Here is a 14,492-nt window from a genome sequence, read left to right on the forward strand (position 1 = left end):
TTATTGCCGGGAAGCGGGGGCAAAGGGACTGACACCGTAATGGTGACGCGCGCGCAGCAAATCGGCGTCGTTATCGGCCTGGCGATCGTCACAGCGCTGACGATCCTGCGGGCAAGCGATCCTCAATTGCTACGGCTCGCCCGCGATTTGACATTCGACCAGTATCAGCGCCTGGTGCCCCGGACCTTCGAGAACCAGCCTGTCCGGGTCATCGACATAGACGAAGCGTCCCTACGCGAATTCGGTCAATGGCCTTGGCCGAGAAACCGGATTGCCACCCTTGTGGACAAGCTTTCCGATATGGGCGCGTCCGCCATCGCTTTCGATGTCCTTTTCGCCGAGCCCGACCGCCTGTCTCCTCGCAATGTCGTTCGCGACGTCTCCGGTATCGACCCCTCGCTGCTGGGCAAACTGCCGGATAATGATGAGATTTTTTCCCAATCGCTATCCGGAAAGCCCGTGGTGCTGGGCTTTGGTCTCTCCAACGAGGGGAACTATCTGCCGCCCGTCAAGGCAGGCTTTGCCTATACCGGCGAAAGCCCCTTCGGTGCGCCGCCAGCAATCAAGGCGGCGACGCCACTGCAGCCGCAATTGGAAGCCAATGCCGCGGGCCTCGGTCATATTAGCCTCAATCCCGGCGCATCATCGGCGGTGGTGCGAGCAGTTCCGCTTTTCCTCAGCGACGGCAAACAGCTTTATCCCAATCTTGCGCTTGAAGCGCTCCGTGTCGCACAGGGAGCCTCCACCTACGTCCTCGACGCAGCGCCGAACACGCCGAATACCCTGACTCGGGTCAAGATCGGCAATTTCGTGGTGCCGGTCACGGCGGCGGGAGAACTTTGGCTCTATGTCAGCCCCGATACCGCGGAACGATATATTTCGGCAGCTAAGGTACTCGCGCCCGGAGACCCCTCCCCCGATATCAGAAGCACGGTAGAAGGCAGTATCGTTTTCATCGGAACCTCCGCTTCCGGCCTCCAGGATGTCCGCACGACGGCCCTTGGTGAAAACGTGCCGGGTGTCTCCATTCATGCGCAAATCGTCGAGCAGATCCTTTCAGGTCGCTTCCTTTCCCGGCCGGATTGGGCGGATGGGATGGAAATCCTGTCGATTGCCGTCTTGGGCAGCCTTCTGGTGATCCTCACCACCTTCGTCAATCCGGCGGTCGCACTTGGCTGCGGCCTGCTGATTACCTTTTTTGCCCTTGTCGCCTCCTGGCTTGCCTTCCTCTACGGCGGACTTCTCTTCGACCCGCTGGCACCGATCGTCGCCGGATCGATCACGCATTTCGCCGCGACGGCATTTCGCTTTCTCGTGACCGACCGGGAACGACGTGACGTGCGGCGGGCTTTCGGCCACTATCTCTCGCCGTCGCTGCTCTATCGCATCGAACATACACGCAATGCCCTGCGCCTTGGAGGAGATGAGCGCGAGCTGACCGTCATGTTCGTTGACGTGCGAAACTTCACCCAGATCAGCGAGGAGATGACCCCGACCGCCCTCGTCGCATTCCTGAACACGCTGCTCGATGCGCTGAGCCACCATGTCATCGCCAATGACGGCACGCTCGACAAGTTCATCGGGGATTCGATCATGGCTTTCTGGAACGCTCCCGTCGATGTCTCCGACCATGCCGGCAAGGCCGTGCAGGCAGCGCTGGGCATGCGGGAAACACTCGCTCGCCTCAATAACAGCGACGCATTCGGTTTCGGGGACGAGCGGCGGGTCAGGATAGGGATCGGCATCCATACCGGGCTTGCCTGCGTCGGCAACATGGGTGCCGAGACGCGCTTCAATTACTCTGCAGTCGGCGATGCCGTGAACATTGCCGCGCGCATTGAATCCGCCTGCAAGGACATCAATTTCGACATTCTGGTATCCGAGCCGACAGCAAGCTTGCTGTCCGATTGCGCTCTGCTCGAGGCGGGAGCGCTGACCCTGAAGGGTAAGAGCATGCGGACCAAACTCTTTGCAGTGGTCGGCGATGCGCGCCTGGCAAGATCGGCCGATTTTGTGGAACTTTGGGCCATGCACAGGCGGCTTGTCGCTGCCCTGCGGACACGCTCGACAAGCAGCCGCAAACTCGTCAGCGCCACAAAGCTCAAGGCGCAGGTCGTGGCGACAGGGCTATTGCAGGAATTTTACAGCCAGATTTCGCGGCGAGCCGGACATTTCATCGACGAATCTGCAGACAAGGCGGCCGACCTCTAGCCGAATATGCGGCCATCGCCCGCAACAGCGCTACCGATGGTGATGCCCGCCGCCGTGATCGCCATGATCGCCGTGGTCGCCGCCATCATCATCGCCATCGTCGTCCTGGTCGCCTCGGCTGTGATCACCCCATCCGTGGTCGCCTTTGCCGTGATGATCGTGGTGACCGTGATGCTTGCCGTCGTCCCTGTCATGCTCGTGAGGTTTACCTGGCTTGTCAGGTGTGCTTGGCGGGTCTGGAGTGTTCGGCGTGCTGGGTGTTTCGGGCGTACTTGGCGCAGCCGGCGCCTCGGCCCGCGGGCTCGGTGCGCTGGGCGTATTGGGCTGTGCCGGAGCGGGATTATTCGCGGGAACGCTGCGCGGCGATATGCCGTTGGGCCGATCTTTCATCGCCGTCGACAGGCCGCATCCGCCGCCGCCGACAAAGCCCATTCGTCCTGAAAGCTGTTGATCGCCGGAGAGGAACGGCAAGGCTCGCTGATTGCCTAGCGTCTTGAGAACGTCGCGGTTGACCCGGCGCGGATCGCTGATCTCACCGTTGCGTTTGGCAACGACGCAGTCGCATTGCTGCTTCAACTGCTTGCAGCCGCCCGCACCGCAGAACTGCGCCGCGCCACTCAACAGAACGACCGCCGTCGTGCCGTTGGAACCGACATAGAAATCAAATACCGTCCCGCGCACACCGATCGTACCGGCGGGAGTCACGATCTGATAGGCCGAGTGGTTCGAATTTCCGCTCATCCAGCGAAAAGTACCCTTCGCCGCATTTACGGTCAGCTTTTTGACAGAGCCCGAGTCATCGAAGACGAATTTGTCGATGACGACAGAGGAGCCGGCTCCGACAGCCAGTTTCGTGCCATCCCGAAATGTGAACTGTCCAAGGCCGGAAAGGGAGGTGCGAATTTGCTCGTCCCGGTGGACGGGATCATCGACCTCCATCGGGCCGCCTTGGCCCGTGACCTCGGTTTTGATCAGCACCGCCTGGCCGACCTTCTCGGCGGCTGTCAAAGGCAAGGGCGCGAGCAGCATGACGCCCAGTACAGCGATCACGGTGTCACGCGGATACAACATCCGACCCTCCAAGATTATCCATGTTTTACCATAGGATAATCTCGAACGTCCCATCATCCTTTCTGAGTATAATCGGCATAGCCTGAATTATTGACGGGTTATTTTTGGCCAAAAATCGGGCGAAATCTACCGCTGATATTCTCGCCTAATCTTCGTGGAAAAGATTATACACAACCTATCCGATGATGCGGCTAGCCGAATTCTTCAGCAGCGCTCACCTGGGGAGACCGGTACTGTACCCCGATTGCCGGGCTCGACCGATTCTAGGCAATACCGCCTCTGCGCGCCCAACAGAGCCGGCACTAAACGCCGCGCTTGTTCCCCCAAAGCAGGACATGCAACTGCGGCAGAACCCGAGCTTCGAACCATCTGTCTGATGTCACCTTGTCCACCAGCCAGCGCATTCGATCCATGATGCCGTCGATATCGATCGATGCGTCGTCTGCTTCAGGCGGAGGCGGCGTATGGTTGCCGGGCTGCAGATAGACCGGCAGGTGCGGAAAACGGGCGGCAGCATCGCGCGCATAAGCATAATCGCGGTCATCGAAAACGACGATTTTCAAGGCAATCTGCGGCCTCGCCCCCGCGTGACGGAGACAGTCGGCAAGTGCGTCCCAATCCGTCACCATGCCGCTCGAAGGCGGCTTGGGGCTTAGCACCAGCACGTCGAGATCGGCGAACCAGTCCTTCGCGATGCTCGCCTGCGTTTCCAGCGCAAACCTGTAGCCTTGAGCATGGCCGCGAGCGATCAGCGGCCCGAGAGGCTGAATCGCGGGATTGCCGCCCGAAAGCGAAACCGTTAGCGGCTTGCCTCCGGAAAGCCGGGTCACCTCCTGCCAGATCTCGTCAACCGACATCGGCTGCCATTGATCGCGATATTCGCTGTCTACCGCATGCAGCGTATCACACCACGAACAGCGGTAATCGCACCCCCCGGTCCGGACGAACACAGTCGGAAGCCCGATCAATATCCCCTCGCCCTGGATTGTAGGCCCGAATATCTCGCTGACGCGGATCGTGGTTTCGCGCGCCTCGCTCATGGCCGGTATTCCGCCCAGGTCTTCGGCGTCTCGCTGATGCGCACCGCCGAAATTTCGGGCAGGCGCTGCTTGCACCAGTCGTAGAAATGCTTGGCCAGATATTCCGACGTCACGCGGTCATGGCCGAGAACCTCGTTCAGATGGCGATGGTCGAAATGCTCGTCGATGTAGCGCTTCAGTGGCGCAAGCTCATGATAGTCGCGGACGAACCCGTCAGAATCGAGTTCGGCGGCAGAAAGCTCCACCTCGACGATATAATTGTGCCCATGTAGCCGGGCACATTGATGATCGGCGGGAAGGTGGGCGAGCTGGTGCGAGGCGGAGAAGTGAAATTGCTTGGTGATGCGGAACATTACTTCACCTCCTCGGCCGAGTAGCCTGCCGTCGCCGCCACCCAGAAGTCTGGATCGTCATATTCTGTCGGATCTTCGACACCGGCGAGATGGAAGGCTTCGCGCCGTTCGACGCAGGTGCCGCAGCGGCCGCAGTGACGAATGCCGCCCTTGTAGCAAGACCAAGTCTCGGCAAACGGCGTGCCGTTCTTCGCGCCGTCAGTCACGATGTCGGCCTTGGAGACGGTGACATAGGGCGCATAGAGCGAAACGCTGGCGTAGCCATCCAAGGCATGGTTTTGCATCTGCTGAAACGCGTCGATGAAGCCCGGCCGGCAATCCGGATAGATGAAATGATCGCCGCCATGAACGGCAACGGCGACGGCATCCGCTTTCTGCGCGGCGGCAAGGCCGCAGGCGATGGCGAGCATAATGGCGTTGCGGTTCGGAACCACCGTCGCCTTCATCGTTTCCTCGGCATAGTGTCCGTCCGGCACCTCGACGTTATCCGTCAGGGCCGATCCGGTCAGGTGCCTGCCGATGGCGGTGATATCGATGATGTGATGCGGTACGCCAAGCCGCTGGGCACAGGCGGCAGCGAAATCCAGCTCCTTACGATGCCGCTGGCCATAGTCGAACGAGACGAGGCCGATGAGTTGATGTTCCGCTGCGATCTTGTGAGCGAGCGAAACGGAGTCCAATCCGCCGGAGCAGATGACGATAGTCTTCATAATTTGAGGTCCCTTGTTTTGACCGGGTGGGCTGCGACCGGATATCTGAGCCTTTCAAAGCTATGCGGGGGTCACTAGCAGCACATCCCGCAAGAAGCAAGGCAGCTCGATCATTCCGATAAGATCGCAATATGACGGCCCTTGCATTGGCGGATGCCGACATAATGCTCGCGCAGAGTTGACCGCCCCCTGGTTTTCGACGCCTGCTTCGCGGTCGACAAGCCAAACAAAACTTTGGTATTTAAAGAATACCATTAATTAAATATCGAGCCGATGATCCGGCCGATCCTGAATTATTGAAAGAATGTTGGCACTTATGGCCTTCACGGCAAAAGAACTCAGTCAAAATGAACATTTTCTGTCCGCTATATTGCATAGCGCGCATGAACTGATGGCGATCTACGACGAGAATCCGCGCATAGCCTCGATCTTTGCCGCGCAGCAAAGATGGCTTCTGGCGCATGCTGGCTATGCTCTCTTTCTCGGCTATCCGGATGATCCCACCCCGGCGCTCTACACCGGCAGGTTTGTCGATTTCGCGGTCAAGCATAAGATTGCAAGCCGCAATACGGCGGCGGCATTCCTGAAGGAAATGATTGCTTACCGCTTCGTTCGGCCGATCGCCGGCGGTTCCGACCGCCGCATCATCTTGCTTGAGCCCACCGAAACGACCCGCGAATATATGGCCCGCTGGATCTACACGCATCTGCTGGTTCTGGATGCCCTGGACGGCGGCGACAGGATGGCGAGGACGACCGCCGATCCCGCTTCGGTGCTGCGAATGCAGCCGAAGATCGCCAAGATGATCCTGGATAGCGAAAGCCTGCAGAATCCCGGAGTAACTTTCGCTCTGTTCAACTGGGCGACCTCCGGCGGCGTCGTGATGGACTATCTCATCTCCCGAATCAGCAAGATTGATCCAGGCTCAGACAGGGTCCTGATCGACCCCATCTCGCCGAAGGTCATCCAGAGCCAGTTCATGATTTCGAGTACTCACCTGAAGCGGCTCTTGAAGCAGGCGACAGAACTCGGAAGCGTCGGCTGGGCCGGCGCTCCGGGCAAAAGCAGCTTCTGGCTCTCCCGAAACTTCGTCTCGGAATACTGGAACTATCAGGCGGAGAAATACGCGATCGTCGACACCGTCAGCCAAGCGGTCCTCGACCAGCCGGATCATTCAGCTCTGTCTGACGAAGAGCCTCTTTCTTATGCGCTCGCAAAGTCCGCATAAAGGAATGGGAGGCCAAACGGGACCCGACCGGTTCGGATCCCAAGCGCAAAGCATTTAAGATGGAGTCTGCCCACCCTGAGGATCGACGCAGCTATGCGCGGTGGTGCTTAGCGTGTGCTGAGGCCGTTGGCCGGTGCGGAGGCGATCTTATCGGCTCCCTCAATCTCCGGCTCGAGCTTCGGCGAGCGCTCGGCCTGCATCACCCGCCACTCGTTTTCCAGACGATCGACCACATGCACGGGTATTTCCTTCCGCACCGTTTCACGCTCTTGCATCGAGTTCTCCCTGACGTTGATGATCTTTGAATGCCACGGGAGAAATGCTTTGTAAATCACAGCATTAAAAAGTTTAAACGATTGAATTTATTTTAATCGATTAAAGCTGTGGATGCTTAGTCTTTCAAAATTGCAGCATAGCGGGGATCGAATTCCCGGCTGATCGGTCCGGCGGCTGCTCCGAGTGCGACGGACCAAGGGTCGGCCATCCCGATCTGCAGGCGCGCAACCGTACGATCCCGACGCTCGGCGATCGATGGCAGCAACGGCCCCATGGCCGCAATGAGCCGGTCCACCAAAATGCGCGGTGCGCTGCCGCATAAGATGACGGTCTGCGGATCGAAGATGGTTTCGATCAAATGCACGCTCCATCTGAGGTCGTAGGCGGCTGCTTCGATCCATTCAACGATCCTGCGATCATCGGCCGATACCAGATCATGGATCTTGGCATAAAGCTCCGGATCGGCCGGATCGAGAGACAGATATTGATAGAGTGAAGCGAGCGACGCGCGATGCTCGAGCGGGGTCGACTTGCCTCCGACCGTAAGCAAGGCCATCCCGATTTCGCCGGCATTGCCGTTCGCGCCGGTATAGAGCTCGCCGCCAAGAATGAGGCCGGCACCGATGCCGTAGCCGACATAGAGGCAAACCGCGTGATCCAGCCCGTGCGCCGCGCCGACCATTCGTTCGGCAATCGTCGCCGCGGCGGCGTCGTTTTGGATACTGACGTCGAGGCCGGTGCCGACGGCGAGGGTTTCAAGCAACGGAAACTTCTGCCATGCCTCCATCATCCAGGGATCGTCGCCGTTGCCGGCTAGGCCGAAGGGGCCTGGCATCGCCGCACCGAGGCCGACTAGCCGCTGCTCGGATTGCGTCGCGACCTCCGCCAATCGCTGCCGGACATCAGCAACAAGATCGAGTACGACCTTTGCGCCCGTCGCCGGTCCACCCGAGGGAAGCTTCGCCTCCAGCCGGATCAGCACATTTCCAATGAGATCGACGGCAATTGCTCTCGTCATGTGCCGGTCGATTTGCAGGCCGATCGCAAATGCACCTTCCGGGACCAGAACATAGGGCGTCGAAGGCTGCCCACGCCCCCTGCGGACCGTCTGCTGCGATGTCACTAGGCCGTCGCGTTCCAGTTCGTCGATGATGTTGGAAACCGTCTGCTTCGTTAGCCGCGTCGCGCGCGCCAGATCCGCCCGTGAAAGCGCTCCATTGATGCGCAATGCATCGATCATAACTCGCCGGTTATGGGCGCTGGTGCCTTCATGATTGGTGCCGCTCTTAGCGCGGATCGGGCGCGTATCGTTCATGTGCAATTCCCTCTTGACACCAGTAGAATATTGAAGAAGTAATTAAGTCAAGACAATTGACTTAATAAGAAACCGGAGAGTTTCGTGGGAACAAAGGGCCGACAAAGGCCCGACGATGATCCGAAGAGATCAGGCATCCGACACCGGCTGCCTTCTCAACAACCGATCGCGACGCAAGCCGCCATCGGAAACGACGTGACAGTCAAAAACTGGAGGGTGGAATGTTGAAATCCATAAGCAAGACGTTGTTCGGAGCCGCGCTGATCGGCGCATCCTTCGCATCGCATGCATTTGCCGAAACGACGATCAACGCACTTTTCATGGCCCAGGCCGCCTATAGCGAAGCCGACGTGCGCGCCATGACCGATGCCTTCACCAAGGCTAATCCCGATATCAAGGTCAATCTCGAATTCGTTCCCTATGAGGGCCTGCACGACAAGACCGTGCTGGCACAGGGCTCCGGCGGCGGTTATGACGTCGTCCTCTTCGACGTGATCTGGCCCGCCGAATATGCCACGAACAAAGTGCTCGTCGACGTGTCCTCTCGCATCACCGACGACATGAAGAAGGGCGTGCTGCCCGGCGCCTGGACCACCGTTCAGTACGACGGCAAATATTTCGGCATGCCGTGGATTCTCGATACGAAATATCTGTTCTACAACAAGGAGATCCTGGAAAAGGCCGGCATCAAGACCCCGCCGAAGACCTGGGACGAGCTGACCGAACAGGCAAAGGCCATCAAGGACAAGGGCCTGCTCGCAACGCCGATCGCCTGGAGCTGGTCGCAGGCCGAAGCCGCGATCTGCGACTACACGACACTCGTCAGCGCGTACAAGGGTGATTTCCTGAAGGACGGCAAGCCAGCCTTCCAGACCGGTGGAGGCCTTGACGCCCTGAAATACATGGTTTCGAGCTACAAGTCCGGCCTTACCAATCCGAACTCCAAGGAATTCCTGGAGGAAGATGTCCGCAAGGTCTTTGAAAACGGCGATGCCGCTTTCGCGCTGAACTGGACCTACATGTACAACATGGCGAACGATCCGAAGGACAGCAAAGTGGCCGGCAAGGTCGGTGTCGTGCCGGCGCCGGGCGTTGCAGGTAAGAGCGATGCCTCTGCCGTGAACGGTTCGATGGGCCTCGGCATCACCTCCGCGAGCAAGCATCCGGACGAAGCCTGGAAATACATCAGCTTCATGACCTCGCAGGCGACACAGAACCAGTACGCCAAGCTCAGCCTGCCGATCTGGGCATCCTCCTATGTGGATCCGGCTGTCACCAAGGGACAGGAAGAACTGATCGCGGCAGCAAAGGTCGGCCTTGCAGCCATGTACCCGCGCCCGACGACGCCGAAATATCAGGAGCTTTCGACAGCACTTCAGCAGGCGATCCAGGAATCGCTGCTCGGCCAGTCCTCGCCGGAAGATGCGTTGAAGTCGGCTGCCGACAACAGCGGTCTCTAAGATCGCCGCCAACGGGCGACGCAAAGCGCCGCCCGTTTCCAATCCGGTCCGACAAATAAAAAGGGTGGCCTAAAAATGTCCGGCACCTGGATGACAACCCGCGCGTGGCTTTTGATGCTGCCGCTCCTCGTGGTGATGATCGCCGTCATCGGATGGCCCCTGGTGGATACCGTCCGTCTCTCCTTCACCGATGCCAAGCTCGTCGGCACCGAAGGCAGTTTCGTCGGGATCGAGAACTACACGAAGATGATCTCCGGTTCGAATTTCCAGCGGACCCTCGTCACGACCGCCTTGTTTGCGATCATTTCCGTTGCCGCCGAGATGGTGATCGGCGTGCTAGCCGCATTGCTGCTCAATCAGGAATTCCGCGGCCGCACTGCGCTTCGCGCATTGATGATCCTGCCTTGGGCTCTGCCGACCGTCGTGAACGCGACACTCTGGCGGCTGATCTACAATCCGGAATATGGCGCCTTGAACGCGGCGCTGACGCAGCTCGGCCTGATCGACGCCTATCGCTCCTGGCTGGGAGAACCCGGCACCGCACTTTCGGCATTGATCGTCGCAGATTGCTGGAAGAACTTTCCTCTCGTCGCGCTGATTGCACTGGCGGCGCTGCAGGCGGTTCCGCGCGATATCACCGCCGCCTCGCTGGTCGACGGCGCCGGACCGATCGCCCGCTTTCGCTTTGTGATCCTGCCCTATCTCGCGGGACCGCTGATGGTGGCGCTGGTGCTGCGAACCATCGAAGCCTTCAAGGTCTTCGATATCATCTGGGTCATGACGCGCGGCGGTCCGGCAAATAGCACGCGCACATTGTCGATCCTGGTCTATCAGGAGGCTTTCTCCTTTCAGCGGGCCGGGTCCGGCGCGTCGCTGGCGCTGATGGTAACGCTGCTGGTGACCGTGCTCGCCGCCGGCTATGCCGCATTGGTGCGCAAGACAGTGGGGAGTGCTGCCTGATGGAGCGCAGGAACCCGATCTTCACCATCTTCATCTACGTCGCGGCCGTGCTGCTGGCCGCTGTCATCCTCGCCCCGATCCTCTGGCTGTTCGTCATGAGCATCTCGCCGGCCGCTGATCTCGCAGCGAAACCGCTGCGCTGGTGGCCGCAGACGGCCGATTTTTCCCGCTACCGGTTGCTGTTCTCGACGATCGAGAATAGCACCGGCGCCGCCTTCACCTCCTCGCTGCGCAACAGCATCGAAATCGCCGCCATGGCAACGATCGCGGCTATCGCGCTTGCCATTCCGGCGGGCTGGGCGGTATCGCGCACTCCGTCCGTCGGCTGGTCGCTCTCCCTGGTGATCGCCACCTACATGCTCCCGCCGGTCGCGCTCGCCGTGCCGCTCTATATGGGCCTTGCCTATCTCGGCATGCTCAACAATGTCTTCGGGCTTGCGCTCATCTATCTCACGATCCTCGCTCCGTTCACGACCTGGCTCATGAAATCCGGTTTCGACTCCATTCCGAAAGAAATCGAATCCGCCGCCATGATCGACGGTGCCGGCCTCTTCCAGACGCTGAAGATCATCACGCTGCCGCTTGCCATGCCGGTCATCGCGACATCGGCGCTCTTCGCGTTCCTGCTGGCCTGGGATGAATTCTTCTATGCGCTGCTTTTCACTTCGGATCAGCGTGCGAAGACTCTGACCGTCGCCATCGCCGATTTGGCGGGCGGACGTGTATCCGATTACGGACTGATTGCGACCGCCGGTGTGCTTGCCGCCCTGCCGCCGGTGCTGGTCGGTCTCGTCATGCAACGTGCCCTGATCTCGGGGCTGACAAGCGGCGGCGTCAAGGGATGACCATGACCGGACAAAAGACACGACCGACAGGGCTTGTTGCGATCGATCGCGAAATGGCACGCCAGCATGCAGACGCCATCGCGTCCTACGAAGGCGGTAGCGAAATGGCCGCCAAAGCGTCCGCCTCGCTGAAGAAAACGGGTAAGCTCATGCTTCTCGGCATGGGAGGATCGCATGCGGTGAACCGCGCGGTGGAACCGCTTTATCGCGCTTTGGGCATCGATGCGATCGCAGCGCCGCTCTCCGAACAACTCGGCCAGCCCTTGTCGTTGGAGGGGCGGACGATCTTCGTAACCTCGCAATCCGGCGAAAGCGCCGAAGTGGTTCGTTGGTTCAACGAGACCGGCGGCTCGGACGAGACATTCGGGCTAACGCTCGAAGGCAACTCTTTCCTGGCAAAGGCTGCGCCGTCCTTGGTCGGCGCGGGCGGCACGGAACTGGCCTTTGCCGCCACCCGCAGCCTGACCGTCACCTTCGCCCTGCATCTCGCCGTCCTTGCCGCGCTTGGCGAAGACCCGGCGGCCGCACTTGCCGTGCTGAAAGCGCCTCAGGACGTCAATATCGCGGCCGCACTCGCCGCACTCGCGAATGTCGAAACGATCGTGACGTCCGGTCGCAGATTGCAGGGCGTCGCCGAAGCGCTTGCGCTCGGTTTGACTGAGCTATCCCGTCGCCCGTGCTTTTCGCTCGAAGGCGGACAGCTTCGGCACGGACCGATGGAAATGCTCGGGCCAAACATTGGCGTCGTTCTGTTCCGCGGGCGCGACAATACGGCAGGCCTCGTCACCGCGATGATCGTTTCCGCTGTCGAAACCGGTGCGTCGACCGTCGTCTTTGATGCATCCGGCGAGGAGCCGGTGGCGGGAGCAGTGACGCTTCGCTTCGAGCCGGCGACCGGCCTTGCAGCAATCTTCGCGATGCTGCCCGTCGCGCAACGGCTGATGATCGCCTTTGCCGAAGCCCGCGTCGACAATGCCGGAACGCCCGTCCGCTCGACGAAAATTACGCGGAGTGAATGAATGAAGCCGCTTGCAGTCATCGGCAATGTCAATGTCGACTTGATCCTTGGGCCGGCCGCACCTTGGCCGAAGGCGGGCACAGAGATCATTGTCGACCATGACGAGCTTCGTGTCGGCGGCGCGGCGGGGAATAGCGCGCTTGCCTGGGAAGGAATGGGCGTCAACTTCGAGATCGCGGCCAATGTCGGCAATGATCAGTTCGGCCGCTGGCTGAGCGAAGCCTTCGGCGAACGGGCTGCGAAATGGCCGGTGCGACCAGAGGGCACGACGCTTTCGGTTGGGATCACCCATCCGGACGGCGAGCGGACGTTCTTCACGACGCGCGGCCACCTGCCACGTCTCAGTCTTGCTGATGTCTTTGCCGTTCTTGACGGATCAACGCTTTCCGGCGGTTACGTCCTTCTCTGCGGCCCCTTCCTGACCGACGACCTGACGGGGGATTACGATGCATTGTTCGCCTGGGCCGACAAGCACCGGATCACGGTCGCACTCGACACCGGATGGCCGCTCGATGGCTGGACGGATGAAAATTGCGCCGCCACGCGCGGCTGGCTGTCGCGCTGCGGTATTGCCCTGTTGAATGAGGTGGAATCGACCACGCTCGCGGGTCTGGACGACCCTGCAGACGCCGCGCGCCATCTTCGCTCGCATATGCCGGACGGAGCGATCGTCGTCGTCAAACGCGGCCCCGATGGCGCGATTGCCATCGGCAGAGACGGCGCACTCGTTGTGGTCCCTGCACCTCAGGTGAAAGTCGTGGATACGATCGGCGCCGGCGACGTCTTCAATGCTGCATTTCTAGCCGCGCTTGCCCGCGGCGAAGCGCTTTCCACCTGTTTGGCTGCGGGAACGGAGGTCGCATCGCGCGCCATTTCCACCCTTCCCCGCAGCTATGGCGAGCTCAAGGCTACCAAGGAGGCCGCACGATGAGCGCGCTCGAGATCCAGAATATCCGCAAGACATACGGCCAGGTCGAAACGCTGAAGGGCATTGATATCGCGCTGGAAAGCGGCGAATTCCTGGTGCTGCTCGGCTCTTCCGGCTGCGGCAAGTCCACGCTGCTGAACATCATCGCCGGTCTTGCCGAGGCGACCAGCGGCGATGTGCGGATTGGCACGCGCTCGGTACTTGGCGTGCATCCCAAGGACCGCGATATCGCCATGGTGTTCCAATCCTATGCGCTCTATCCAAACTTGACGGTCCACCGCAACATCGGCTTCGGTCTTGAGATGCGCAAAGTGCCGGCGGCAGAGCGCGACAAGGCGGTGCGCGAGGCCGCCAAACTGCTTCAGATCGAAAATCTGCTGGAGCGAAAGCCAAGCCAGCTTTCCGGCGGCCAGCGGCAGCGTGTTGCGATCGGCCGCGCGCTCGTGCGCAAGCCGGAAGTCTTCCTTTTCGATGAGCCGCTTTCGAACCTTGACGCCAAGCTGCGCATGGAAATGCGCACGGAACTCAAGCGTCTTCATCAGATGCTGAAGACCACGGTGGTCTACGTCACCCACGATCAGATCGAGGCGATGACGCTCGCCACCCGGATCGCCGTCATGCGGGACGGACGGATCGAACAATTGGGTACGCCGGAGGAAATCTACAACAGTCCCGCAACGCTCTATGTGGCGACCTTCGTCGGCGTGCCGCCGATGAACCTCTTGAAGACCACGGTTCGCCCCGAAGGATTGCAGTTGCAAGGCGCAGGCACTTGCCTGCCGCTCCCCGAACGCTTCAAAGGCAAAGTCAAAGAAGGCCAACAACTTGTTCTCGGCATACGGCCGGAGGCATTGCGCCTGGAACAAGCCGCTTTATGGATCGAAGCCATGCCTGAAATTGCGGAGCTGACCGGGCCCGAACTCGTCGTCACCGCCATCGCCGGAGATCAGCGACTGACGGCTTGCCTCCCTCCCCGCACGCCAATCGACCACAATGGCAAGCTCACGCTATTCTTCGGCGATGAAGCGATACATCTTTTCGACGCGGAAACCGGGCTTAGCTGCCTTCGATAGGCCA

General features: G+C 60.2%; 14 protein-coding genes. 8 read left to right on the forward strand and 6 right to left on the reverse strand.

What is annotated here, in order from left to right:
- Positions 1–39: 39 nt before the first annotated feature.
- Complete coding sequence (locus tag PH547_RS26055; protein WP_285169804.1) at positions 40–2,211, forward strand: CHASE2 domain-containing protein; 2,172 nt, start codon at positions 40–42, stop codon at positions 2,209–2,211.
- Between the two features lie 30 nt (positions 2,212–2,241).
- Here the strand turns inward: PH547_RS26055 and PH547_RS26060 are convergent, their stop codons facing one another.
- From PH547_RS26060 to queC, 4 genes are all read right to left on the reverse strand, one after another.
- Complete coding sequence (locus PH547_RS26060) at positions 2,242–3,282, reverse strand: FecR family protein (protein WP_285169805.1); 1,041 nt, start codon at positions 3,280–3,282, stop codon at positions 2,242–2,244.
- Between the two features lie 302 nt (positions 3,283–3,584).
- On the reverse strand, positions 3,585–4,322 hold the full coding sequence (gene queE / locus PH547_RS26065) for a 7-carboxy-7-deazaguanine synthase QueE (RefSeq protein ID WP_285169806.1): 738 nt from the start codon (positions 4,320–4,322) through the stop codon (positions 3,585–3,587).
- A complete protein-coding gene (queD, locus tag PH547_RS26070; protein WP_260304238.1) occupies positions 4,319–4,675 on the reverse strand; it encodes a 6-carboxytetrahydropterin synthase QueD in 357 nt (118 codons plus the stop codon). The genes queE and queD overlap by 4 nt, the downstream gene beginning before the upstream one ends.
- Complete coding sequence (gene queC / locus PH547_RS26075; RefSeq protein WP_285169807.1) at positions 4,675–5,385, reverse strand: 7-cyano-7-deazaguanine synthase QueC; 711 nt, start codon at positions 5,383–5,385, stop codon at positions 4,675–4,677. Before queC ends, queD begins: the two co-directional genes overlap by 1 nt.
- A gap of 316 nt (positions 5,386–5,701) precedes the next feature.
- Here queC and PH547_RS26080 point away from each other — a divergent pair, with 316 nt between their 5' ends.
- Positions 5,702–6,613, forward strand: coding sequence for a hypothetical protein (locus PH547_RS26080; protein WP_260305252.1), 912 nt, complete (start codon positions 5,702–5,704; stop codon positions 6,611–6,613).
- Positions 6,614–6,720: 107 nt separating this feature from the next.
- Here the strand turns inward: PH547_RS26080 and PH547_RS26085 are convergent, their stop codons facing one another.
- Positions 6,721–6,888 (reverse strand): hypothetical protein, encoded by a 168-nt coding sequence (locus tag PH547_RS26085; protein WP_260304240.1) that lies wholly within the window; start codon positions 6,886–6,888, stop codon positions 6,721–6,723.
- 116 nt (positions 6,889–7,004) lie between these two features.
- Positions 7,005–8,204, reverse strand: a complete 1,200-nt coding sequence (locus PH547_RS26090; protein ID WP_285169808.1) for an ROK family transcriptional regulator — start codon at positions 8,202–8,204, stop codon at positions 7,005–7,007.
- A gap of 221 nt (positions 8,205–8,425) precedes the next feature.
- On the opposite strand from PH547_RS26090, the gene PH547_RS26095 reads away from it, so the two are divergent.
- The 6 genes from PH547_RS26095 (at position 8,426) to PH547_RS26120 (ending at position 14,488) form a co-directional block, all read left to right on the forward strand.
- Positions 8,426–9,664 carry an extracellular solute-binding protein gene (locus PH547_RS26095; RefSeq protein WP_285169809.1) on the forward strand — a complete coding sequence of 413 codons (1,239 nt, stop codon included), beginning with the start codon at positions 8,426–8,428 and terminating at the stop codon, positions 9,662–9,664.
- Positions 9,665–9,739: 75 nt separating this feature from the next.
- Positions 9,740–10,624 (forward strand): carbohydrate ABC transporter permease, encoded by an 885-nt coding sequence (locus PH547_RS26100; RefSeq protein ID WP_260304243.1) that lies wholly within the window; start codon positions 9,740–9,742, stop codon positions 10,622–10,624.
- The gene (locus tag PH547_RS26105) at positions 10,624–11,469 is read left to right on the forward strand and encodes a carbohydrate ABC transporter permease (protein WP_285169810.1); all 846 of its coding nucleotides are present in this window, start codon (positions 10,624–10,626) and stop codon (positions 11,467–11,469) included. The genes PH547_RS26100 and PH547_RS26105 overlap by 1 nt, the downstream gene beginning before the upstream one ends.
- Complete coding sequence (locus tag PH547_RS26110) at positions 11,466–12,488, forward strand: SIS domain-containing protein (RefSeq protein WP_285169811.1); 1,023 nt, start codon at positions 11,466–11,468, stop codon at positions 12,486–12,488. The genes PH547_RS26105 and PH547_RS26110 overlap by 4 nt, the downstream gene beginning before the upstream one ends.
- Positions 12,489–13,418, forward strand: a complete 930-nt coding sequence (locus PH547_RS26115) for a PfkB family carbohydrate kinase (protein ID WP_285169812.1) — start codon at positions 12,489–12,491, stop codon at positions 13,416–13,418. It abuts the gene before it with no gap.
- The gene (locus PH547_RS26120; RefSeq protein WP_285169813.1) at positions 13,415–14,488 is read left to right on the forward strand and encodes an ABC transporter ATP-binding protein; all 1,074 of its coding nucleotides are present in this window, start codon (positions 13,415–13,417) and stop codon (positions 14,486–14,488) included. Before PH547_RS26115 ends, PH547_RS26120 begins: the two co-directional genes overlap by 4 nt.
- Positions 14,489–14,492 lie beyond the last annotated feature (4 nt).

The organism is Rhizobium cerradonense (assembly GCF_030182455.1).
GTDB lineage: Bacteria > Pseudomonadota > Alphaproteobacteria > Rhizobiales > Rhizobiaceae > Rhizobium.

What these genes read in the sequence shown, in the direction of transcription:
- PH547_RS26055 (WP_285169804.1), top strand. Translation starts at nt 40, where the DNA reads ATGGTGACGCGCGCGCAGCAAATCGGCGTCGTTATCGGCCTGGCGATC.
- PH547_RS26060 (WP_285169805.1), bottom strand. Translation starts at nt 3,282, where the DNA reads ATGTTGTATCCGCGTGACACCGTGATCGCTGTACTGGGCGTCATGCTG.
- queE (WP_285169806.1), bottom strand. Translation starts at nt 4,322, where the DNA reads ATGAGCGAGGCGCGCGAAACCACGATCCGCGTCAGCGAGATATTCGGG.
- queD (WP_260304238.1), bottom strand. Translation starts at nt 4,675, where the DNA reads ATGTTCCGCATCACCAAGCAATTTCACTTCTCCGCCTCGCACCAGCTC.
- queC (WP_285169807.1), bottom strand. Translation starts at nt 5,385, where the DNA reads ATGAAGACTATCGTCATCTGCTCCGGCGGATTGGACTCCGTTTCGCTC.
- PH547_RS26080 (WP_260305252.1), top strand. Translation starts at nt 5,702, where the DNA reads ATGGCCTTCACGGCAAAAGAACTCAGTCAAAATGAACATTTTCTGTCC.
- PH547_RS26085 (WP_260304240.1), bottom strand. Translation starts at nt 6,888, where the DNA reads ATGCAAGAGCGTGAAACGGTGCGGAAGGAAATACCCGTGCATGTGGTC.
- PH547_RS26090 (WP_285169808.1), bottom strand. Translation starts at nt 8,204, where the DNA reads ATGAACGATACGCGCCCGATCCGCGCTAAGAGCGGCACCAATCATGAA.
- PH547_RS26095 (WP_285169809.1), top strand. Translation starts at nt 8,426, where the DNA reads ATGTTGAAATCCATAAGCAAGACGTTGTTCGGAGCCGCGCTGATCGGC.
- PH547_RS26100 (WP_260304243.1), top strand. Translation starts at nt 9,740, where the DNA reads ATGTCCGGCACCTGGATGACAACCCGCGCGTGGCTTTTGATGCTGCCG.
- PH547_RS26105 (WP_285169810.1), top strand. Translation starts at nt 10,624, where the DNA reads ATGGAGCGCAGGAACCCGATCTTCACCATCTTCATCTACGTCGCGGCC.
- PH547_RS26110 (WP_285169811.1), top strand. Translation starts at nt 11,466, where the DNA reads ATGACCATGACCGGACAAAAGACACGACCGACAGGGCTTGTTGCGATC.
- PH547_RS26115 (WP_285169812.1), top strand. Translation starts at nt 12,489, where the DNA reads ATGAAGCCGCTTGCAGTCATCGGCAATGTCAATGTCGACTTGATCCTT.
- PH547_RS26120 (WP_285169813.1), top strand. Translation starts at nt 13,415, where the DNA reads ATGAGCGCGCTCGAGATCCAGAATATCCGCAAGACATACGGCCAGGTC.